The sequence below is a fragment of the Sphingomonas sp. jy18 genome, assembly GCF_056931895.1.
The window spans coordinates 77,159-98,079 of the sequence record NZ_JBXPBT010000005.1; the positions used below are offsets into that span (position 1 = coordinate 77,159).

A 20,921-nucleotide genomic window follows, 5' to 3' on the forward strand; every position below is an offset into this window, starting at 1 on the left:
GAGCCTAGCCACCCTATTCACACCCGCCAGCCGGTCGTCTGAATTGCCGGATGGGAATGGTCGGGCTGATGCAGGTAACTACCCCGCTGCTGACGATTTGCCCGTTGGTAGGATCGACCATGCTGTAATCGACCGCAAAGCCGCTGTTAACAAATGCCGCTTCAGCGCCGATGAGTGTGAGGAAATTAGTTCGGACCACACTTTGTCCACCAATGTTGGAGAGGTTCACACGCATAACCAAGCTGTTGTCGAGATTGAGCGGTGGGGTCTGCAAAGCCCTCGTCAGCAGCGCAGTATTGGCGCCCGACTGGTCGGTTGATGCGGCACCTTCCTCCTCCGCTTGTCCAGCTTCCTCTTTCTCCTCCTCCTCCTCTGCCTGATTGCCAGCCGATGCGTTGGTCAGCTGATGGACGGCGCGGCGTACTTCGTCCAACAAGCTCGCAATCTCGGCATCATCGCTGCAACTGTTAGGGAAATTGCCGGCTGTGTGGCTGATCGCCAGCAATCGAGCTAAAACCGGGTGGGGTCCCAATTGTTCATTCGGGCTTACCCACGCGATGCCTTGTGCAAAGCGCATTGACATCAACGCATTGCGCATAGCGTCGTCATTGATGCTAATCTGAACCGAGTCTATGACGGTGGAGTGAGAAACAAAATCAATTGCTGCCTTAATGATGTCGGCAGCAGCACCTGAAACCAGACCAGATTGGTTGCTGTCTGCATCCGCCGTTTCCTGTTCTAACAACCGCTGGCACAGCGCTGATGAGCGAAGCAACAGACTGTCGATACGGTCGAACTCCAGCTCGACCTGATAGCGTGCAGATAGATCGATCCGCTGGCGACCAGAAAGAAGGATGATGCGCCTGGTGCCTTCGGGGATATCCGCGCCTGCGAGGCGTAGGCGGAGCGTTTCACCGGCGCGATTGAGCATCGCGTAGGCCAACAGGTTACCCTCGAACTGCCCGGCGGAATCCTGGAGTGTTGTCTTCCCGTCCTGGCGGGAGACACCCAAAGCCGCCGACGCTGTTGGTATATCTCGCTCTTGATCGTTCTCTTCGTTCGACGGCTGGGGGTCGTCCTCTTGCGCCGCAATCGTCGGGACCGAAGCGACGAGCGCCAATGCCGAAGTCATGACAGCCAGATGCCGGAACCACATAAACCCTCTCCCCTATCAATGTGCGCCTGCAAGCGATAAAACAGGCCGTTGTTGACGGAGCGTGATGATTTTCACATTCCGAAAAGACCAACGATCTGCGCGCAGGCGCGGGCCTTGCCGAGATTGGTGAGGGCGGTGTCGAGCGGGAGGTGCAGGCGGACGGTGCCATCCTCATGACCGACGGTCGCCGCGCCGATATGGCTGAACAGGGTGAGCGCGCCAGCGTTGCTGCCGAGGACGAGGATGTCGACATTCTCCACGCCCGCCGCGCGATTGTCTGCCAGCAATGCGGAGAGCAGCAGGCGGGCGAGACCGCGACCGTGCCAGGCGTCGAGCACCGCGATGGAGAGTTCGCCGGTTGCGTCGCCGCACGGTTCGCGCACGACATGCGCGGCGGCAATGGCGGGCTGGGCCGGATCGGCGGCGTGGATCGCACCCCAGCCGATATGGCAATCCGGATCGGCATCGGTGAGCCGGGCGATGACGGCATCGGGCACGCGGTGCGCGAAAGAGAAGAATCGCCGATAGCGCGATTCGGGCGAAAGCTCCGCGACGCCCCCGCGCAGCCGATCGGCATCGTCGGCGCGGATGCGGCGCAGGCACACCGGTGTGCCGTCGGTCAGCGTCGCGTCGATTTCCGGTGTGCCAGCGTGCATCCGCCCATCCTGTCGGGGCCAAGGTGCGGTTGCCGCTGCGGTGCGTCAAGGCATCAGCAATGGGACCATCGATGCCACCAGCAGCAGGGCCATGGTCCAGTTGAAGAGCCGCAGCCGTGTCGGGCTGGCAAGCCATCCGCTGAGCGCCTGACCCATCACCGCCCACAGGCTGGTCGAAGGCAGGTTGACGATGCCGAAGACAATGGCAACCAGCACGACCGCGCCAAGATTACGGTCGGGCGCATAGAGCGCGATGGCCGTCAGTGCCATCGACCATGCCTTGGGATTGACCCACTGGAACAGCATGGCCTGGACAAAGCCCATCGGTCGGGCGGTGCCTGGCTTCGCGCTGTCCGGGGGCGCGGCGTTGGCAATTTTCCAGGCCAGCCACAGCAGATAGACGATACTGACGATCTTCAGCACGCTGTTGAGCCAGGGAAAGACATCGAACAGACCCATCAGCCCGATTCCGACCAGCACGATCATCAGGGTGAAGCCGATGCCCACGCCCAGCGCGTGCGGCACGGTGCGCCGAAGGCCGAAGTTCGCGCCTGAGGCCATCAACATCATGTTGTTCGGCCCCGGCGTGATCGAGGAGACGAGGGCGAAGCTGGAGAGAGCGGCGAGCGAGGCAAGTTCCATGCGATGCAGCATATTGCAGTTTACGGTGCGATTGGTTGCAAATCGCTCTGTCATTCGTGACGTTAGTGCAATATGTCGCGGTGATGGACCGCATAGACCGCATGATATTGCAACAGCTTTCGGCCGAAGGTCGCCTGTCCAATATCGAGCTGGCCGACCGTGTCGGCCTGTCGCCCTCCGCGTGCTTGCGCCGGGTTCAGGAACTCGAGCGCAGCGGCGTGATTTCCGGCTATCGCGCGCGCATCGACCCGTCCAAGCTCGGCATCACCTTCATGGCCTATGTCACCGTCGGTCTCTCCCGCCATACCAAGGAGGCGCAGGCGGGGTTCGAGGCGGCGATGGCGCTCGCGCCGGAGGTGCGTGAATGCCACAACATCACGGGCGCGATCGAATATCTGTTGCGGGTCGAATGCAGCGATCTTGCCGCTTACAAGCATTTCCACACCGAAGTGTTGGGCGTTGTCCCCGAGGTCAATTCAATCACCACCTATGTGCTGATGCACTCGCCCAAGGATGAACGGGCGTAAGAGGGTTGCGCGCATCCGGTTGAGGCGGGGAGCAATCGGCCCAGCCTTCCCGCGCATTGCACCCTCGCGGGCGAAGATGCCCTTATGCCTCCCGCTTGCGGAATATCACCGGCTCGGTGCCTTGCGGAGCGCAGCGCAGATTGTCGGGGCCGTACAGGGGCAAATGCGGATGTCGCTCGGACCCGCCTGCTTACCCCTGCAGCGTCAGCGTGTTGATGTTGATGTGCGGCCAGACGATGGTCTGGCCCGGCGTGTCGCTGCTGATCGGGAAGCTCATCAGCGTGCGCTGGCTGTATTGCAGCTGCGTGGTCTGGTTGCCCTGGGCGTCGACCAGCGTTTCGATCCACCAGGTCGCGTCGAACTGGGTGGTCGGTGTATTGTCCTGCACCATCGCGATGTTGGTGATACCGCCCTGGTTGAGCGTGCTGATCGCAAGCTGGGTGGTGCTGATGATTCGCGTGCCGGCTGCCTGCTGCTGATCGAGCACATAGGCCAGATAATGGTTGGGGTAGCCCGGGCTGTAGTTGGCGAATTCGAATGGCGGGCCATAGACATCGAGATAGCCGTTGGTCTGCGGCAGCGCGCCGGTCGGCTGTCCGCTCAGCGACACGTCGATGGTCGGCGGGCCGTCGATGATCGTCGCATTGCCCATCGCGGTCAGTGCATCGCCATGCGGGATGGTGGCGAGGCGGAAGATGTCGAAGCCGCCATTGTCTGCCGCCGGCATGGTTTCCCAGAAGCCGGCCTCGACATGCATCAGCGCGCCGTCGCGCGAATCGGAAATGCTGGTGGCATATTGCAGCGTCGGGATCTGGACGATGCTGTTGAGGCCGCGATCCGGGGTGGTGGCGGGAACTGCGGTGATCGTCAGTGTTTCGGTGTAAGGCGCGACGAGCAGGCCGAACCCGCCCTGCTGGTTGGGCAGCGCCACCATGTTGAACCCCTGGTTGCCGACCCAGGTGCCGATCAGCCCGCTGAGCGGGCCATAGTCGATGCCGCTGCTGATCTGCACCTCGCCGGTGGTGGCAAGCCGGGTTGCGGAAGCGGTGGTGGCTGCGGTGTCCATGATCTGCCCCTGTAACGATGGTCGATGCCAGGCGCTTACTGTCCGCAACACTTGCGGCGCGTGACGCTGGTCACGTCGGAGCGGCAGGCATGCTGAAGCGTGGGTGAGAATCGCTCGCAACCGGAACCTGCGCAGTGGCGGGGCGCTTGTCCGGGATGGCGGCGGGCCTTTGCAGAATCGGAGAAGTGCGATGTCGTTTCTGGACAAAGTGGTGGCGGCAATCACGCCGCCCGAAAGCGATGAAACCCGCATGGAGGCGCGCGCCAAGGCGCGACAAGCAGCCGAGCCTGGCGACTGGCTGAGCCAGGTGCTCGATCATCACGACCAGATCGAGGCGGCCTTCGAAACGGCGCGGCGGGAAACAAGCGACGGTGGCCGGACGACGGCGATGAAACAGCTTGGCCTGCTGCTGACCGGGCACAGCAATGCCGAGGAAAGCGTACTCTATCCGTCAGTGGCCGACAGCGGGCACAAGACGCATGCCGGCATGGCGTATGAAGAGCAGGCGATGGCCAAGATCGAGATGGCGCTGCTCGAAAAGCTCGATCCGATGAGCCAGGAATGGCTCGACAAGCTGGAGCATATCCGCGGCGCCGTGACCCACCATATGTATTCGGAGGAAAGCAACTGGTTCCTTGAACTCAAGCGCGAGGTGCCTGCGGACGAGCAGGCGATGATGACCAAGCGCTACCGGCAGGAAATAGCGCGTTACGCTGCCGACGAACTTGCCTGAACCCCGGTGGCCGGCCGGCCATCTGCGCTGGCCGGCCACTCTCGCGCTGGCGAAAGACGCATGATAGCGTCGGTCCGGGAAAGGGGGGGGCGATGATTCAGCTAATCGGGTATCTGATCCTTGCGTGGATCGGTTTCCATATTGTCCGCAGGCTGTTCGCCCGTACCGGGAGGGGCTCGGGCGGGCCGGACAATGCAGTCTATGTCGACAGTGGCGGTGACAGCGGCGGCGCCGGCTGGTTCGGCGGTTCTTCCGACAGCGACAGCGATGATGGCGGCAGCGATGGCGGCGACGGCGGCGGGGGCGATGGCGGTGGCGATTGACGCGATGCCCTTGCCGGTGACCGTTGGCGGCGCCATCTCCCGGCCATGACCAAGCTATCGCTACTCGATCTCGTCCCCGTCGTGCAGGGCGGCAGCATTCCGCAGGCTTTGGCGAACGCTGCCGATCTCGCCGCGCATGCCGAAGCGCTCGGGTTCCACCGCTATTGGGTGGCCGAACATCATGGCATGGCCGGCGTGGCCGGTGGCGCGACCAGTGTGGTGCTGGCGCATGTCGGCGCGGCAACGGCGCGGATCCGTATCGGCGCGGGCGGCATCATGCTGCCCAACCATGCGCCGCTGCAGATTGCCGAACAGTTCGGCACGCTCGACGCGCTGTTTCCGGGGCGGATCGATCTGGGGCTGGGGCGCGCGCCCGGCTCTGACGGGCGGGTGGCGCAGGCGATGCGGCGCAATCTCAACAGCGATGAACAGCAGTTCCCGCGCGATGTCGTCGAGCTGATGGCCTATTTTGCCGGCGATCCGCGGGTGGTGCCGGCAACGCCGGGCGCGGGCGCGCGTCCGGACATGTGGATCCTGGGGTCGAGCCTGTTCGGCGCGCAACTGGCGGCGATGCTCGGGCTGAAATTCGCCTTCGCCTCGCACTTCGCGCCCGATGCGCTGATGCAGGCGCTCGATGTCTATCGCCGGGGCTTCCAGCCGTCGGAGACATTGGATGCGCCCTATTGCGCGGCGGCGTTCAATGTCTTTGCCGCCAATACGCGCGCGGAGGCGGAACTGCTGGCGACATCGATGCAGCAGAGCTTCGTCGCGCTGCGCACCGGCAATCCCGGCCGCATGCCGCCGCCGGTGAAAGGCTATCGCGAGACATTGCCAGAACAGGCGCGCGCGATGCTCGACCATGTGCTGCAATATAGCGCCATCGGCACCGGCAAGGATGTGGCGCGCGGGCTGGAGGCCTTCGTTGCGCGGACCGGCGTCGACGAGGTGATCTTAGCATCGTCGATCTACGACCACGACGCGCGCAAACATTCGCTGACGTTGGCGGCGGAGGCGTTCGCCGGGGCAGCGGCCTAGGGCGGTTCGCTGGGTCGACGAGCAGTCGTCAATGGACAAGAAAAGAGCCCCGCCGTCGGCACGGCGGGGCTCTATGCTTGCTTAGCCAGTCAAGGCTCGGATCAGTTGCCGCTGCGCGGAACGACGCCCTGGCCCTCGATGCCCTGACGGACGTCCTCGCCCACCTCGGCATTATGGGCTGCGACGGTCGAGATGACTTCGCCGTCCTTGTTGAGCAGGACAGGCTCTTCGTTGGAGCCGACCGGGACCAGACGCACATAGACCGGGTTAGGGTACAGACGGTTCGACGAGCCGTTCGACCCATCGACGACCGCGCCGATGCCGCCGCCGAGGATGATGTTGCCGAAGGTCGAACCGCCGAGGCGGCTCTGGATGTACACGGTCACCGGCTTGAAGCCGGGCTTGTTGATTTCGACGCTGGCATCATCGCCGCGCCGCATGCTGAACGTGCACGGCGTCACGCAATTCTGGCCGGTGTGCAGCGCAATGACCGCACCCTGCGGTTCCGAATTGAAATCGACGTCCTGGCTGGTGCCATTGAGAACGGTGGCGCAGCCAGAAAGCGACATGCCTGCGAGCGCAAGCGCTGCTGCTAATTGCTTGGAAAGCATGAAATCGGTCCCCCTTGTTCGATCTGTTTTTCGCAAAATTGCTTTCGCGTCCTGCAAAAGATTCGCGCAACAATCAACAAGTAAGAAAAAGCGCATCAGCAAGCGCGGTTGTCGCCATGGCAAAACCAACGGCTGCTATGTTCCTCAGAGAAAATGGCGCAAAGTTCCGCTACTTCGTGCGCGCCTCAGTGCTCCGACCAGGCTGGTCACTATTGTGGGGAAGAGAAGGCTGGCTTCCGGACGGCACCGGTGTGGAGGATGCGGTGCCGCCCGGACCAGATTCCGCTGTGCGACCCGAAGGGATATGCGGAATATGTTCCGGCAGACGGCGCTCGAGGGGGGAGGGATGCGCTTGTCCGTCTGCCGATGGATGGCGTTTAGCGCAGCCTATTAATCGACACCAATACAGACTTTGGTCCACTCTAATCGGTAAAGGCGATTAGACATGCGCCATGTCCAGTGCGTCGATTGATTATGTGGCGCCGCTCCTCTATGACGAGAGACGTCGGCGGCCCGGGTGGGGTCGCCGTTTTGCGTTGGCGGCGCAGAGGCGCGTCGCTGTTGCTGGAAAGGGGAATATCGTCATGGCCATTACGCCGCTCATGCCCGTCTATCCGCGCTGCGGATTCCGGCCGGTGCGAGGCGAGGGGGCCTATCTGATTTCCGATGACGGCCGCCGCGCGCTCGATTTCGCCAGCGGCATCGCCGTCAACCTGCTCGGCCACGGCCACCCGCACCTGACCAAGGCGATCCAGGAGCAGGCGGCGACGCTGATGCATGTCTCCAACCTCTACGGCTCTCCGCAGGGTGAGGCGTTTGCGCAGCGGCTGGTCGACAACAGCTTTGCCGACACGGTGTTCTTCACCAATTCGGGTGCCGAAGCGGTCGAGTGCGCGATCAAGACGGTGCGCGCCTATCACCAGTCGCAGGGCAGTGACCGGTTCGAGATCATCACCTTCAAGAATGCCTTCCACGGGCGGACGATGGCGACCATCTCGGCGAGCAACCAGGAGAAGATGCACAAGGGCTTTTCGCCTCTGCTCAATGGCTTCCGCTATGTCGACTTCGACGATCTCGAAGGCGCGGCTGCGGCGATCAACGACAAGACCGCCGCTTTTCTGGTCGAGCCGATCCAGGGCGAGGGCGGGGTGCGGCCGGCATCGGACGCTTTCATCCAGGGGTTGCGCAGGCTCGCCGACGAGCATGGCATCCTGCTCGCGCTCGACGAGGTGCAGTGCGGCGTGGCGCGCACCGGCAAGCTCTATGCCTATGAGCATTATGGCATCGTGCCGGACGTGCTGGCGAGCGCCAAGGGCATTGGCGGCGGTTTCCCGATGGGCGCCTGCCTTGCCACCGAGAGTGCGGCGCGGGGCATGGTGGTCGGCACGCATGGATCGACCTACGGCGGCAACCCGCTGGCGATGGCAGCGGGCAGCGCGGTGTTCGACGTGATCCTGGAAGAGGGCTTCATGGAGAATGTCACCGCGCTTGGCGCCAAGCTGGAGCAGGCGCTGCACCAGTTCATCGGCAACTACCCCGAGCTGTTCACCGGCGTGCGCGGCAAGGGGCTGATGCTGGGCCTGATGATGACGCACGAGACGCGCAATTTCGTGGCGCACCTGCGCGACAATCATGGCCTGCTGACCGTCGCGGCGGGGGACAATACGCTGCGCGTACTGCCGCCGCTCAACATCGAGCAGGCGCATATCGACGAGTTTGTCGAGAAGCTTTCGGCGGGTGCTGCCAGCTATCAGGTGCCGGTGGCGGCGTGATCTAACCCTCTCCCGCTTAGGGGAGAGGGACAGCCGCGAAGCGGCAGGGTGAGGGTATGCCAGCAATCGTCGCTAGCCCTCACCGCTGCGACCAGTTCGCTTCGCTCTCAAGTCTCGCTCCTCTCCCGCAGGCGGGAGAGGGGAAGGGGGATCAGATATGAGACATTTCCTCAATCTCTCCGACGCCGGTGGCGATGCCATCGCTGCGATGATCGCCGATGCCATCGATCGCAAGGCGGCCCGCGCGGGCTGGCCCAAGGGCAGGGCTGATGCCGACGCCCCGCTCGCGGGGCATGTGCTGGGCATGATCTTCGAAAAGAATTCGACGCGGACCCGCGTCAGCTTCGACATGGCGATCCGCCAGCTCGGCGGTACCAGCATCGTCATGGATTCGGGCGGCATGCAGCTCGGCCGCGGCGAGACGGTGGCGGATACCGCGCGGGTGCTGTCCCGCTATGTCGATGCCATCATGATCCGCACCGACGATCATGCCAAGATCGAGGAAATGGCGGCGCATGCCAGCGTGCCGATCATCAACGGACTTACCGACCTGTCGCACCCCTGCCAGATCGTCGCCGACCTGCTGACCCTGGTCGAGCACGGCCACGCGCTGCCTGGGCTGGAAGTGGCCTGGCTGGGCGACGGCAACAATGTGCTGAACTCGATCGTCGAGGCGGCGGGGCTCATGAAGTTCAACGTCCGCATCGGCGGCCCGCAGGGCTATGACAGCGACCCCGCCTTCATCGAGGCAGCGCGCGCGGCGGGCGCCACTATCACCGTCCATCGCGATGCGACGGCAGCGGCAGCCGGTGCCAATGTCCTGGTCACCGATACCTGGGTGTCGATGGGCCAGGAGCATGCGCACAACAAGCTGGCGGCGATGGCGCCCTATCAGGTCGACGAGGCGCTGCTTGCGCTTGCCGCCCCCAATGCCCATTTCCTGCATTGCCTGCCCGCGCACCGCGGCGAGGAAGTGACCGACGCGGTGATCGATGGACCGGCATCGCTGATCTGGGACGAGGCCGAGAACCGGCTGCATGCACAAAAGTCCGTCCTGCTGTGGGCGTTCGGGCTGCTGGGACAGTAACTTCCCTCGTCACTCCCGCGAAGACGCGACTCCATCTGACGGTGGCGCGATACGAAACCAATGATGGTTCCCGCCTGTGCGGGAATGACGCATAGCTGGATGTGATGATGACCGACCTTGCCGAAACCCATTTCGACCGCCCGCTGGTGTTCACGCTGGCCGAGCAGGACGCGCGCGGGCGGGTGGTGCGGCTGGGGCCGATGCTCGACACGATATTGTCGGCCCATGCCTACCCGCCGGTCGCGGAAAAGCTGCTGGCCGAGGCGCTGGTGCTGACGGCTTTGCTCGGATCGACCCTCAAGGACGGCGGCAGCCAGATGACGCTGCAGGCGCAGACCGAAAATGGCGCGGTCGGCATGCTGGTGTGCGACTATGTGTCCGGGCAGATGCGCGGTTATCTCTCCTTCGATGCCGAGCGGCTGGCAATGATCGGCCCGGAGCCGAGCCTGTTCGCGCTGTTCGGCAAGGGCTATCTGGCGCTGACCTTCGATCAGGGTGCGACCGGGCAGCGTTATCAGGGCATCGTGCCGCTGGAGGGCGAAAGTCTGGCCGATGCGGTGCAGGATTATTTCCGCCAGTCCGAGCAGTTGCCGACGGTGATCCGCATCGCCACGCGCCATGATGCCGGGGCCGGCTGCATCGCCGGCGGCGTGATGATCCAGCGGCTGGCGTCCGGCGAACTGGGCGGCGAGCGGTTGGAGGTGCGCGGCGAGCGTACCCACGCGCATGAAGCGTGGGACCATATCGCGACGCTGGCCGAGACCATCACCCCCACCGAGCTGACCGACCCGGCACTGAGCATGGAGGCGCTGGTGTGGCGGCTCTATCATGACGAGGCCGAAGTGCGGGTCAGCCAGGGCGATGCTCTGGCACGCGGTTGCCGTTGCGACCCGGCCTATCTTGCGTCGGTGATTGCCCGCTTCCCGGCGGACGAGCAGGCGGAGATGGCCGACGAAAACGGCAAGATCGTGATTGACTGCGCCTTCTGCTCCACGCAATTTGCCATCGATCCGGCGGATGTGCCGCGGGCGCATTGAGCGCATCGCCGGACCAGTCAACGGTTTGTCGCTGTAAAGCCACTGTTCATCGCTGGTTGCCTAGAGGTGTGACGGATAGCGCGGCGCCAGTGACGGTGAAGGGTCATTGCGCTGCGATGCTTTGCGGCAAGGCTGACGGGATGGTCCGTCGCGCTGCGCAGAAAGGACAGACGGTCTTGGCTTACTCGGCATTGCGCACCGCGGCGATGGCAACGGTGGCGATTCTCGCAGCGACGATGCCCGCAGCCGGGCAGACGCCGACGCTCGCCATGCTCGACGGGCTCGAACGTGGTCAGTGGCTGCTGCGCGACCGCGACGATGCTTCGTCGACCCGCAGCTATTGCGTCACCGACTGGCGCCAGCTGCTGCAACTGCAGCATCAGCGCAGCCAGTGCACCCGCACCGTGCTGGAAAATAGCGCGACCACCGTGCGCGTGCATTACAGCTGCGGCAGCGCCGGGCATGGGCAGACCACCATCCGCCGTGAAACCAACCGGCTGATCCAGCTCGAAACGCAGGGGATCGCGGGCGGTGCGCCGTTCAGCCTGGCCTATGAGGGCCGACGCACCGGCGCTTGCAACTAGGCCGCGATCCCAAATAGCTGCCCTAACCGATTGTTAACCATCTTGCGCTAGACGGAAGGCCGTGAACCTTCGTGGCTCACTTCCTCCCTAGCAGATCCTGATGGATCACACTGGGCCGCCCATCCTGCGATGAGGCGGCCCTGTTTTTTGCTCAGCCAGATTAGCGTCATGCCCGCGTCGCGAAAGCAGCTCGCGGCGCGTTGGTTGCCATGCGTGCAGCATCTTTCGCACGCGAGGAGACGAGCAATGAGCGACGAGCAACGGCAGAGCTATGGCGGGCAGGGCAATCTTTCCACCCAAGGCAATCAGCGCCCCGGCGGCGACCGCAACCCCACCGACACACTGCGCGGCGACGCCGGGCAGGACCGGCAACGCCAGCAGGGACAGCAAGGGCAGGCCGATTACGGCAGCGCCGGCCAGCAGGAACGAGAAGAACGCGACGTGCAGGCCGGGCTCGGATCGCAGTCGCAGCGCGAGCAGGAGGCCGGCGGCAACAGCATGTCAGGCGATGCCGCGACCGGCGAGCGCGGCAGCGGCTCCGGTGGCGATGGCGAGCAACATGGCTCTGGCATCGTCGACGGCGGCTTCGGCAATGGATCGCCCTCGATGCAGGAAGGCGACGCCGAGATGCGCGACGAGGGCGACGACGCTCTCGATGGCAATGAGGAGCTCGACGAAGAAGATCTCGACGACGAGGATCTCGATGACGAGATGGACGAAGAGCGGCTCGACGAGGAGGATGGCGGCGCACAGGGCGGCGGGATGGGGCGTGGCCTGAGCGGCGAGCGCGGCGCCAGCGGCGCAGGGGCGCTCTAACGCGGCGCTTTTGATGATCGGCATTGCCCGCTAAAGGCGGGCGATGCTCGATTCTGCTGCTGCTGTCGTCCTCCTATCGGGCGGACTCGACTCGATGGTCTGCACCGCGCTGGCGCGCGAGGCGGGGCATCGCGTGATCGCCCTCACTGTCGACTATAACCAGCGCCACCGCTGCGAGCTGGAGGCGGCCGGGCGCGTCGCCGCTGCGCTGGGTGTGGCGGAGCATATCGTGCTGCCGCTCAACCTGCGCAGCTTCGGCGGATCGGCGCTGACCAGCGACACCGCGGTGCCCAAGGATGGTGTGCAGCCGGGTATCCCGGTCACCTATGTGCCGGCGCGCAACACGATTTTCCTCAGTCTGGCGCTCGGTCTTGCCGAGGCGCGTGCGGCCAAGCACATTTATGTTGGCGTCAATGCGCTCGATTATTCGGGCTATCCCGATTGCCGCCCGGCCTTTGTCGAGAGCTTTGCCGAGACGGCCAATCTCGCGACCAAGGCCGGGGTGGAGGGCGATCCTTTCCTGTTCGAAACGCCGCTGCTGCACATGACCAAGGCTGACATCGCGCGCGAGGCGCACCGGCTGGGCATCGATGCCGGGCTGAGCTGGACCTGCTACGATCCGACGCCCGATGGCCTGCATTGCGGGGCATGCGATGCCTGCCGCCTGAGGGCCAAGGGGTTTGTCGAGGCCGGTCTGCCAGACCCGACCGTCTATGCACGGGAACCGCTCGCCCCATGAGCGATGCGGGCGCCGATCAATGACCTATTCGGTCAAGGAAATCTTCCTGACGCTGCAGGGAGAGGGTGCGCAGGCGGGGCGACGCGCGGTGTTCTGCCGCTTTGCCGGCTGCAACCTGTGGAGCGGGCGCGAGGCGGACCGGGCGACCGCGCAGTGCCGTTTTTGCGACACCGATTTTGTCGGCACCGATGGCGAGGGCGGCGGCAAGTTCCCCGATGCCACGGCGCTGGCAGCAGCGATCGCCGCCTGCTGGGGCGCAGGGTTCGAGCGGCGATATGTGGTGCTGACCGGTGGCGAGCCGATGCTGCAGGTCGATGATGCGCTGGTCGAGGCGTTGCACGCGGCGGGCTTCGAGATCGCCATCGAGAGCAACGGCACCCTGCCGGTGCATCCCGGCATCGACTGGGTGTGCATCAGCCCCAAGGCGGGGACGCGCGTGGTGCAGCGCAGCGGCGACGAGCTGAAGCTGGTCTGGCCGCAGCAGGGCATCGACCTGGCCGAACTGGCGGAATGGGACTTCACCCACCGTCTGGTGCAGCCGCTCGACCGCCGAGACGGGTCACGGGACGAGGCAGCGGCATTGGCGCTGGCGTTCGACGATCCGCGCTGGCGACTGTCGCTGCAGACCCACAAGCTGCTGGGGCTGGCCTGACCCAGCCGAGAAGCTGTCCCGCGAATACCGAACCGTAGTGCTGAGCTTGTCGAAGCACGCCTCTGCGACAGGCGCCCTTCGACAGGCTCAGGGCTATGGTTTCACTCTGGGTCGAACAGGGCGAACATCATTTCTTGGCGGGCGCATCGCCCTCGGCGCGGCCGGCGGGTGGGCGGATGACGACGTCGCCGGGACGGGTTTCGGCTTCGGCATCGCCGGCCGCGGCCGGAGCGTCAGGATCGGCGGCGGCGTCCGCTCCGGCGTCTTCGTCGCTCGTAGGCTCGCCGGGCAGGGCCGGGCCGATCGCGGTGCTGGTGTCGATCGCCGTACCGTCGCCGCTCGCCGCATCGAGCGTTACCATCTCGTCGCTGGCGGTGCCGGGCTGGATTTCGACATTGGTCATTTGCGTGTCGGCGCTGCTGCCGCCACCGATCAGATCGCAGCCGGCAAGGGCGAAGGCGGTGACGATGCAGGCGGCGGCAAGGCGATGGCGGGTCATGCTGGGCTCTCCGGTGATTGCGCGGCCATAGCCGGTCCGACCGCCTGCAGGAAATCCCCGAAATGGCGGTGCAAGGCGGCATCGACATCGGCCATGGTCGCCGCGATCCCCAGCGCGGCCAGGCTGGTGACCGGATAATCGGCGATGCCGCACGGCACGATGCCGCCGAAATGTGCCAGATCCGGGTCGACGTTGATGGAGAGGCCATGCAGCGTCACCCAGCGGCGCACGCGCACGCCGATTGCGCCGATCTTGGCTTCGCGGCCCGAGGCATCGTCGCACCAGATGCCGATGCGCCCCTCTGCGCGCCGCGCGGCGAGGCCGAAATCGGCGAGCGTGGCGATCACCCAGCCTTCGATGGCATGGACGAACCGGCGCACGTCGCGCCCGCGCCGCCCCAGGTCGAGCTGGACATAAGCCACGCGCTGGCCGGGGCCATGATAGGTGTAGCGCCCGCCGCGCCCGGCATCGAAGACGGGGAAGCGGCGGTCGATCAACTCGGCGGGGTCGGCGCTGGTGCCTGCAGTGTAGAGCGGCGGATGCTCGAGCAGCCAGATGCGCTCGGGCGCAGCGGCGGCATGGATGGCGGCGGCGCGATCCTCCATCTCGGCAAGCGCCTGTGGATAGGGGGTCAGGCCCGGCGATACCTGCCAGTCGGGTGCTGCGCTCAAGGGGGCGGGGTCGGCCATCGCCCGTCCCTGCGACAGCGCATCAGCGCTGGCAAGTGGCGGCGCTGTATTGGTGCTGGACAAGTAGGAAACTGCCCGTCACTTTGCCCGCCGGGTCTGAACAAGGGGCGACAGAATGAACAATTTCACCATCGGCGAAGCCTGGTCGCTCGCCGTCGATTTCCTCAACCGTAATCTGCAGATGCTGGCGATACTGGTCGGCGGCGCGGTGGTGGCGTTCGGGTTGATCCAGTTGATACTGATCGGCGGCGATCAGCAAGCCATGGCGCAGCGGCTGGCTGCGGCGATGCAGAGCGGCGATTTTTCCGGGCTGTCCCAGGCGGCCGGTGGCGCAGGCTTGGGTCTGATCGGCGTGATTGCCGCCATCGCCCAGTCGGCCACCCAATATGCGGCCTTCCGGATCGGGCTGGGGCATGGCGACACCATCTCCGAGGCGCTGATCTATGGCGTCAAGGCCGCTATCCTGTTCCTGCTGTTCATGATCGGGGTCGGGATCGTCATCGGCGGCATTGCGTTCGCACTCATCTTCACCGTCGGTGCCGGGCTGTTCGCAGCGGGCGGCGGTGCCGGGGCCGCCGTGGCGGTGTTGCTGCTGATTGTGCCGCTGCTTCTGCTGGTGCTCTGGCTGGCCGCCCGCTTGACGGTCGTGACCCCGGCGATGGCCGATGCGGGGTCGATCAATCCGCTATACGGCATCGCCCAATCGTGGCGGCTGACCGCGGCCAACCAGTGGTCGATCCTGGGCTATCTGCTGCTGCTGATAGTCGTCGCCATCGTGATCTCGGCCGTTGCCGGCATTATCGCCACGCTGTTCGGTGCAACCGTCGGGGGCGTCGTTTCGCTGGTGCTGATCGAAGCGCCGATAGCGATCGTTTCGGTCGGGGTGGCGGCCGGCATCTATCTGGCGGTGGCGCCGCGCGACGCGGGCGATGTTTTCGCCTGAATGACAGCCACCAGGGGGATTGACGCATGCAGCGCATGACGATCGGCGGCGCCTTTGCCGCGATGTTCGATTTCATCCGCACGAGCTGGCACATCGTCATCGGGTCGATGCTGGTGACGGTGCTGATTGCCGCCGGTGCAGTGTTTGCGCTGGTCGGCGGCGATTTCGCCAGCTTCAACAGCCAGGACCCGTCGGTGGTGCTGGCGCTTTTCGGCGGTCTGACGCTGGCGATGGTGCTGGCCGGGGTTTTTTACTTTGCCGGCAGCTTCCTGAGCTGGCGCCATGCACTGACCGGCGGCAGCGAGCCGGTGCTATCGAACCTCGGCTGGGCGCTGGGGGCGAGCGCGATGTCGCTGCTGGCGATGATCGCGATCACCATCATTCTCTATGTCGTGCTTGCCGTGGTGATGCTGCTTATCTTCGCGATTCTCGGGCTCGGCGGCGGGCTGGCCGGGGGCTTGGCCTCGCCTGATGCGGGACTGGCCGGGGCCGGCGTGGGCATCGTCATCGGCATCGTCCTGCTATATGTGGGAATGATCGTCGGTTTTTACTGGGTCTATGGGCGGTTCATGGCCGCCGGGCCGGTGATGGCGGCGCTGCGCACCGTCAATCCCATCACCGGGCTGACCGAAAGCTGGCGGCTGACCCGACAGTCGCAGTGGGTCATCGTCGGCTTCCAGTTGCTGGTGGCCATCATGAGCTTTGTCCTGACCTTTGTGTTTACGCTGGTGCTCGGCGCAGCCACCGCCGGTTTTGCAGCCGGTTTCGATTCGGGCGGGGACGCCAATGCAGCCGCCGGCGTGATTTCGCTGGTGATTGTCCTGCTGGTTTACGTGCCGTTTCTGGTGGTCGCAGTGGCGATGCCAGCCGCGGTCTATCGGCAGGTGTCGGAAGGCGACATGCAGTCGGGCGAGATTTTCGCCTGAGCCCTCAAGGGCTGGCCCCGCTCACTCCCACGCAGCGAGCGGGGGCAGGCTCATCAGGATCGCATCGATGTTGCCACCGGTCTTGAGGCCGAACAGCGTGCCGCGATCGTGGACCAGGTTGAATTCGGCATAGCGGCCGCGCCACACGCGCATCGTGCGAACATCCTCGTCGGTGTAAGCGGACTCCATCCGCCGCCGCACGATCGGCGGATAGGCGGCCAGGAAGGCCTCTCCCACCGCCTTGGTCAGCGCGAAATGGCGCTCGAACATGGTCTCGCTGTCGGCATCGAGATGGTCGTAGAAGATGCCGCCCACGCCGCGCGGCACGCCGCGATGGGGGATGAAGAAATACTCATCGGCCCATTTGGCGTAGCGCTCATAGACGTCCGGGCCATAGGGCTGCAGCGCGGCGCGGAACTGGGCGTGAAAGCTCTCGGTATCCTGCGCATAGGGAATCGGCGGGTTGAGGTCCGCCCCGCCGCCGAACCAGCGCTTGGTGGTGACGAGGAAGCGGGTGTTCATGTGCACCGCGGGAACATGCGGGTTGGCCATGTGTGCGACGAGGCTGATGCCGGTGGCAAAGAAGCGCGGGTCTTCGGCTGCGCCATTGATCTGCCCGGCAAAGTCGGGGGCGAATTCGCCGCCGACGGTCGAGACGTTGACGCCGACCTTTTCGAACACCTTGCCCTTCATGCCCGCACGCACCCCGCCGCCGCCGCCGCCTTCGCTCAAGGGGCCGGGGGTGACGCCGGGTCCCTCCCGGTCCCACGCGACATATTCAAAGCTGGCGTCGCTGCCCGCCTCGCGCTCGATGGCCTCGAACGCAGCGCAAATGCGGGTGCGCAGCGATTCGAACCAGTCGCGTGCGGCCTGTTGCTGTTCGTCGAGAGTCATTCGGCAAATCCTTGTGTCTGTCGCAGCGCCTCCGCCAGCGCGATGCCGCCTGCCGTCGCAACATTCAGGCTGCGTCGGCCCGATGCAAGCGGAATGCGCACGCACAGCGCTGCCGCTGCATGGATGTCGGCCGGCGCGCCGGCGCTTTCGCTGCCGAGCATCAGTACATCGGCGGGTGAAAAGCGTGCATCGGGCAGGCGAATGTCGCCGCTGGTGGTCAGCAGCACCAGCCGCCGACCTGCCGACGTCATGGCGGCACAAAAGGCCGCGCGATCGGCATGGCGGGTCAGGTCGGCCGCTGCGGCATAGTCCATCCCCGCCCGGCGCAATGCCCGGTCGGAGAAGGCAAAGCCGCACGGTTCGACCAGATGCACCGCCACATCGAAGCAGGCAGCGGTCCGCAAAAGGGTGCCGACATTGCCGGCAATCTCAGGCTCGATCAGGGCGAGAGCGGGGCGCATTCGCTGCGCCTAGCCCGCGCGGGAGGCCGCAGGCAATGATTGTGCGATTTTCTCCATGAAAGTTGCGTGACTTTGCCATTGGCAGACGCATCGACCGCCGCTATCAGGCCGCCAAATCGGCGCTGCGGGGGCGGCGACGATGGCGTGCAAGCGCTCCGTCCGCCTGGCCCCCATACGATGGTTTCACTCCCGCACCGTGCGGGCTAGACGAAGGTTTTGGCATGGCAACTGATGCTGCGACGGTTCCTGCGGATGCAGGCCATAGCGGAGACGGCGTTCGCCGCCGCGACTTCATCCATATTGCAGCGGTGAGCTTTGCCGGTGTCGGCGGTGTCGCCGCGGTGGCGCCGCTGGTGTTCCAGATGGCGCCGTCGGCCGACGTGCTGGCGCTGTCGACCACCGAGCTGGATGTCGGCGCGATTCCGGAAGGCTCCGCGATCAAGACCACCTGGCGCAAGCAGCCGGTGTTCGTCCGCCACCTGACCGCGGCCGAAATCGCTGCGGCCAATGCCGTGTCGACCAGCGACCTGCGCGATCCGCAGACACTGGCCGAGCGCACCAAGCCCGGCAAGGAACAGTGGCTGATCACCCTGGGCGTCTGCACCCACCTGGGTTGCGTGCCGCTCGGCGCTGCGGAAGGTGAAAGCAAGGGCGAATTCGGGGGCTATTTCTGCCCCTGCCATGGTTCGCACTACGACACCGCCGCGCGTGTCCGCAAAGGTCCGGCCCCGGCCAATCTGGTCGTGCCGCCGTATGAATTCACCACCGATACCGCTGTGCGGATCGGCTGAGGAGGACCAGCATGAGCTTCCCCTGGGCCCAGGAATATAAGCCGCAGAACCCGCTGATGGTGTGGCTGGACGAGCGCCTGCCGATGCCGCGGCTCGTCTACAACGCCGTCGGTGCCGGATATCCGGTGCCGCGCAACCTCAACTATTTCTGGAATTTCGGCGTGCTCGCCGGGTTTGCGCTGGTCATCCAGATCGTCACCGGCATCGTGCTGGCGATGCATTATGCGGCCAATTCGGCGATCGCGTTCAACAGCGTCGAGCACATCATGCGCGACGTGAACGCCGGCTGGATGATCCGCTATCTGCACATGAACGGCGCCAGCTTCTTCTTCATCGTCGTCTACATCCACATCTTCCGCGGCCTCTATTACGGTTCCTACAAGGCGCCGCGCGAGATGATCTGGCTGCTCGGCGTGGTCATCTTCCTCCTCATGATGGCAACCGCCTTCATGGGCTATGTGCTGCCGTGGGGCCAGATGAGCTTCTGGGGCGCACAGGTGATCACCGGCTTCTTCTCGGCCATCCCGCTGGTCGGCGAGCCGCTGCGCGAGTGGCTGCTGGGCGGTTTCGTGCCGGACAATGCCGCGCTCAACCGCTTCTTCTCGCTGCACTATCTGCTGCCGTTCGTTATCGCGGGCGTCATCATCCTGCACATTTGGGCGCTGCACATTCCGGGTTCGAACAACCCGACCGGCCTCGACGTGAAGTCGGAGCAGGATACGGTGCCTTTCCATCCCTATTACACGTCTAAGGACGGTTTCGGGCTGGGCGTGTTCCTGATCGCCTTCTGCGCCATCACCTTCTTTGCGCCGAACATGCTGGGGCACCCGGACAATTACATTCCGGCCAACCCGCTGTCGACGCCGGCGCACATCGTGCCCGAATGGTATTTCCTGCCCTTCTACGCGATCCTGAAGGCCTTCACCTTCAACTTCCTGTGGATCGATGCGAAGCTGTGGGGCGTCATCGCCATGTTCGGATCGATCGCGCTGCTGTTCTTCCTGCCGTGGCTCGACAAGTCGCCGATCCGCTCGTCCAACTATCGCCCGCTATACCGCAAGTTCTTCTGGGTGCTGGTGGTCGACGTACTGGTGCTGGGCGTCGTCGGTGCGAAGCCGGCGGAAGGCCTGTGGGTGCCGCTCGGCCAGTTTGCGGCGATGTATTATTTCGCCCACTTCCTGATCATCGTGCCGCTGCTCAGCGCGTTCGAAAAGCCCCTGCCGATGCCCAACTCGATCACCGAGGCGGTGCTGAACAAGGCCAGCGGCGCAACAGTCTCCACCAGCGCCGCGGCGCCGGCGGCCGCCACCGCCTGATCGAGGGAAAAGGATAAGACCATGGTTCGCCCGATCGGAATACTCGTCGGCCTGGGATTCGTCGCCGCGCTGCTGCTGGCGCTCGGCACCACGCTGTACGGGATGGCCACCACCCCGCAGGAAGACCCGGTCAACACGACCGCCTACTGGCACAAGCATGCCCGCCCGGCCAATCTGCCGTCGAGCGGCCCGTTTGGCCATTTCGACCGGGCGCAGCTACAGCGCGGCCTGAAAGTCTATCAGGAAGTCTGCGCGGCCTGCCACGGCCTGTCGCTGGTCGCGTTCCGCGATCTGGAAGCGCTGGGCTACAACCCCAATCAGGTGAAGACCGTCGCGGCCGCGTTCCAGGTGCCGTCGGTCAATGCCGACACGGGTGAGCCCGAAACGCGCCCCGGCCAGCCGACCGACCGCTTCCCCTCGCCCTTCGCCAACGAAATCGCAGCCAAGGCCGCGAACAATGGCGCCGTGCCGCCGGACCTGTCGCTGATCGTCAAGGCGCGTGAGGGGCATGAGGATTATGTCTATTCGCTGCTGACCGGCTATCAGCAGCCCCCGGCCGACCTGCCGCAGGCGCTGCGCCCGAGCGGCACGCTGAACTACAACCCCTATTTCCACAGCCTCAACATCGCCATGGCGCCGCCGCTGATCAGCGAAGGCCAGGTGACCTATGACGATGGCACCAAGTCGACCGTCGACCAGATGGCGCGCGACGTGACCGCCTTCCTCGTCTGGGCCGGCGAACCGAAGCTCGAGAACCGCTTGACGACCGGATGGGCAGTGCTCGGCTTCCTGCTGGTGTTCACCATCCTCGCCTTCATGTCGTACAAGACGATCTGGGCGGACAAGAAGAAGGGCTGACGCAGCCTTTCTGACGATGCTGAAAGGGGCGGGAACCGGGAGGCCGGTTCCCGCCCTTTTGTTTTGCCTGGCAACCGTCGCTCGACGCGCGGTGATGGATGGGTTAAA

Annotated in this window: 25 protein-coding genes; 16 read left to right on the plus strand and 9 right to left on the minus strand. The window is 64.9% G+C overall.

The features are described from left to right. Nucleotides 1-13: 13 nt before the first annotated feature. The 3 genes from AC0QC4_RS13165 to AC0QC4_RS13175 all read right to left on the minus strand — a co-directional run bounded on the left by AC0QC4_RS13165 (nucleotide 14) and on the right by AC0QC4_RS13175 (nucleotide 2,508). Nucleotides 14-1,156 (minus strand): hypothetical protein, encoded by a 1,143-nt coding sequence (locus AC0QC4_RS13165; RefSeq protein WP_483660372.1) that lies wholly within the window; start codon nucleotides 1,154-1,156, stop codon nucleotides 14-16. 71 nt (nucleotides 1,157-1,227) lie between these two features. Beyond that, on the minus strand, nucleotides 1,228-1,812 hold the full coding sequence (locus AC0QC4_RS13170) for an N-acetyltransferase family protein (protein ID WP_483660373.1): 585 nt from the start codon (nucleotides 1,810-1,812) through the stop codon (nucleotides 1,228-1,230). Between the two features lie 45 nt (nucleotides 1,813-1,857). Further along, on the minus strand, nucleotides 1,858-2,508 hold the full coding sequence (locus AC0QC4_RS13175; RefSeq protein ID WP_483660374.1) for a LysE family translocator: 651 nt from the start codon (nucleotides 2,506-2,508) through the stop codon (nucleotides 1,858-1,860). Between the two features lie 2 nt (nucleotides 2,509-2,510). On the opposite strand from AC0QC4_RS13175, the gene AC0QC4_RS13180 reads away from it, so the two are divergent. Further along, the gene (locus AC0QC4_RS13180; protein ID WP_483660375.1) at nucleotides 2,511-2,981 is read left to right on the plus strand and encodes an Lrp/AsnC family transcriptional regulator; all 471 of its coding nucleotides are present in this window, start codon (nucleotides 2,511-2,513) and stop codon (nucleotides 2,979-2,981) included. A 190-nt stretch (nucleotides 2,982-3,171) separates the two neighbouring features. Here the strand turns inward: AC0QC4_RS13180 and AC0QC4_RS13185 are convergent, their stop codons facing one another. Beyond that, nucleotides 3,172-4,047 carry a heme-binding protein gene (locus tag AC0QC4_RS13185; RefSeq protein WP_483660376.1) on the minus strand — a complete coding sequence of 292 codons (876 nt, stop codon included), beginning with the start codon at nucleotides 4,045-4,047 and terminating at the stop codon, nucleotides 3,172-3,174. A gap of 190 nt (nucleotides 4,048-4,237) precedes the next feature. Here AC0QC4_RS13185 and AC0QC4_RS13190 point away from each other — a divergent pair, with 190 nt between their 5' ends. From AC0QC4_RS13190 to AC0QC4_RS13200, 3 genes are all read left to right on the plus strand, one after another. Further along, a complete protein-coding gene (locus AC0QC4_RS13190) occupies nucleotides 4,238-4,780 on the plus strand; it encodes a hemerythrin domain-containing protein (protein ID WP_483660377.1) in 543 nt (180 codons plus the stop codon). 92 nt (nucleotides 4,781-4,872) lie between these two features. Further along, nucleotides 4,873-5,103 carry a hypothetical protein gene (locus AC0QC4_RS13195; RefSeq protein WP_483660378.1) on the plus strand — a complete coding sequence of 77 codons (231 nt, stop codon included), beginning with the start codon at nucleotides 4,873-4,875 and terminating at the stop codon, nucleotides 5,101-5,103. 45 nt (nucleotides 5,104-5,148) lie between these two features. Continuing rightward, the gene (locus AC0QC4_RS13200; protein WP_483660379.1) at nucleotides 5,149-6,138 is read left to right on the plus strand and encodes an LLM class flavin-dependent oxidoreductase; all 990 of its coding nucleotides are present in this window, start codon (nucleotides 5,149-5,151) and stop codon (nucleotides 6,136-6,138) included. 101 nt (nucleotides 6,139-6,239) lie between these two features. On the opposite strand, the gene AC0QC4_RS13205 is transcribed toward AC0QC4_RS13200, so the two are convergent. Beyond that, the gene (locus AC0QC4_RS13205) at nucleotides 6,240-6,851 is read right to left on the minus strand and encodes a hypothetical protein (protein ID WP_483660380.1); all 612 of its coding nucleotides are present in this window, start codon (nucleotides 6,849-6,851) and stop codon (nucleotides 6,240-6,242) included. Between the two features lie 482 nt (nucleotides 6,852-7,333). Between AC0QC4_RS13205 and AC0QC4_RS13210 the strand changes: the two genes are divergently transcribed. From AC0QC4_RS13210 to queE, 7 genes are all read left to right on the plus strand, one after another. Continuing rightward, nucleotides 7,334-8,521 (plus strand): acetylornithine transaminase, encoded by a 1,188-nt coding sequence (locus tag AC0QC4_RS13210; protein WP_483660381.1) that lies wholly within the window; start codon nucleotides 7,334-7,336, stop codon nucleotides 8,519-8,521. A gap of 157 nt (nucleotides 8,522-8,678) precedes the next feature. After that, complete coding sequence (argF, locus tag AC0QC4_RS13215; protein WP_483660382.1) at nucleotides 8,679-9,608, plus strand: ornithine carbamoyltransferase; 930 nt, start codon at nucleotides 8,679-8,681, stop codon at nucleotides 9,606-9,608. 107 nt (nucleotides 9,609-9,715) lie between these two features. Then, nucleotides 9,716-10,645, plus strand: a complete 930-nt coding sequence (gene hslO / locus AC0QC4_RS13220; RefSeq protein ID WP_483660383.1) for an Hsp33 family molecular chaperone HslO — start codon at nucleotides 9,716-9,718, stop codon at nucleotides 10,643-10,645. 176 nt (nucleotides 10,646-10,821) lie between these two features. After that, a complete protein-coding gene (locus AC0QC4_RS13225; protein ID WP_483660384.1) occupies nucleotides 10,822-11,229 on the plus strand; it encodes a DUF3617 domain-containing protein in 408 nt (135 codons plus the stop codon). 246 nt (nucleotides 11,230-11,475) lie between these two features. After that, complete coding sequence (locus AC0QC4_RS13230) at nucleotides 11,476-12,045, plus strand: hypothetical protein (protein WP_483660385.1); 570 nt, start codon at nucleotides 11,476-11,478, stop codon at nucleotides 12,043-12,045. Nucleotides 12,046-12,088: 43 nt separating this feature from the next. Further along, entirely contained in the window at nucleotides 12,089-12,784 is a 696-nt protein-coding gene (queC, locus tag AC0QC4_RS13235; RefSeq protein ID WP_483660386.1) for a 7-cyano-7-deazaguanine synthase QueC, read from the plus strand. Between the two features lie 19 nt (nucleotides 12,785-12,803). Next, nucleotides 12,804-13,436, plus strand: coding sequence for a 7-carboxy-7-deazaguanine synthase (gene queE, locus AC0QC4_RS13240; RefSeq protein WP_483660387.1), 633 nt, complete (start codon nucleotides 12,804-12,806; stop codon nucleotides 13,434-13,436). Between the two features lie 127 nt (nucleotides 13,437-13,563). On the opposite strand, the gene AC0QC4_RS13245 is transcribed toward queE, so the two are convergent. Together AC0QC4_RS13245 and lipB are read right to left on the minus strand one after the other, a co-directional pair. After that, complete coding sequence (locus AC0QC4_RS13245) at nucleotides 13,564-13,935, minus strand: hypothetical protein (RefSeq protein WP_483660388.1); 372 nt, start codon at nucleotides 13,933-13,935, stop codon at nucleotides 13,564-13,566. Then, nucleotides 13,932-14,624, minus strand: coding sequence for a lipoyl(octanoyl) transferase LipB (gene lipB / locus AC0QC4_RS13250; RefSeq protein ID WP_483660389.1), 693 nt, complete (start codon nucleotides 14,622-14,624; stop codon nucleotides 13,932-13,934). The genes AC0QC4_RS13245 and lipB overlap by 4 nt, the downstream gene beginning before the upstream one ends. Nucleotides 14,625-14,739: 115 nt before the next feature. Between lipB and AC0QC4_RS13255 the strand changes: the two genes are divergently transcribed. Then, complete coding sequence (locus tag AC0QC4_RS13255; protein ID WP_483660390.1) at nucleotides 14,740-15,567, plus strand: hypothetical protein; 828 nt, start codon at nucleotides 14,740-14,742, stop codon at nucleotides 15,565-15,567. Between the two features lie 26 nt (nucleotides 15,568-15,593). Then, complete coding sequence (locus AC0QC4_RS13260) at nucleotides 15,594-16,493, plus strand: hypothetical protein (protein ID WP_483660391.1); 900 nt, start codon at nucleotides 15,594-15,596, stop codon at nucleotides 16,491-16,493. A 21-nt stretch (nucleotides 16,494-16,514) separates the two neighbouring features. Here AC0QC4_RS13260 and hemF read toward each other — a convergent pair whose 3' ends face one another. Further along, nucleotides 16,515-17,387 carry an oxygen-dependent coproporphyrinogen oxidase gene (hemF, locus tag AC0QC4_RS13265; RefSeq protein WP_483660392.1) on the minus strand — a complete coding sequence of 291 codons (873 nt, stop codon included), beginning with the start codon at nucleotides 17,385-17,387 and terminating at the stop codon, nucleotides 16,515-16,517. Next, a complete protein-coding gene (locus AC0QC4_RS13270; RefSeq protein ID WP_483660393.1) occupies nucleotides 17,384-17,848 on the minus strand; it encodes a tRNA (cytidine(34)-2'-O)-methyltransferase in 465 nt (154 codons plus the stop codon). Before AC0QC4_RS13270 ends, hemF begins: the two co-directional genes overlap by 4 nt. A gap of 221 nt (nucleotides 17,849-18,069) precedes the next feature. On the opposite strand from AC0QC4_RS13270, the gene petA reads away from it, so the two are divergent. The 3 genes from petA to AC0QC4_RS13285 are packed head-to-tail and all read left to right on the plus strand — an operon-like array spanning nucleotide 18,070 to nucleotide 20,813. Then, nucleotides 18,070-18,639 (plus strand): ubiquinol-cytochrome c reductase iron-sulfur subunit, encoded by a 570-nt coding sequence (gene petA / locus AC0QC4_RS13275; protein ID WP_483660394.1) that lies wholly within the window; start codon nucleotides 18,070-18,072, stop codon nucleotides 18,637-18,639. Between the two features lie 11 nt (nucleotides 18,640-18,650). Further along, entirely contained in the window at nucleotides 18,651-19,955 is a 1,305-nt protein-coding gene (locus tag AC0QC4_RS13280) for a cytochrome b (protein WP_483660395.1), read from the plus strand. Between the two features lie 21 nt (nucleotides 19,956-19,976). Then, nucleotides 19,977-20,813: a cytochrome c1 gene (locus AC0QC4_RS13285; protein ID WP_483660396.1), complete on the plus strand. Its 837-nt coding sequence runs from the start codon at nucleotides 19,977-19,979 to the stop codon at nucleotides 20,811-20,813. Nucleotides 20,814-20,921 lie beyond the last annotated feature (108 nt).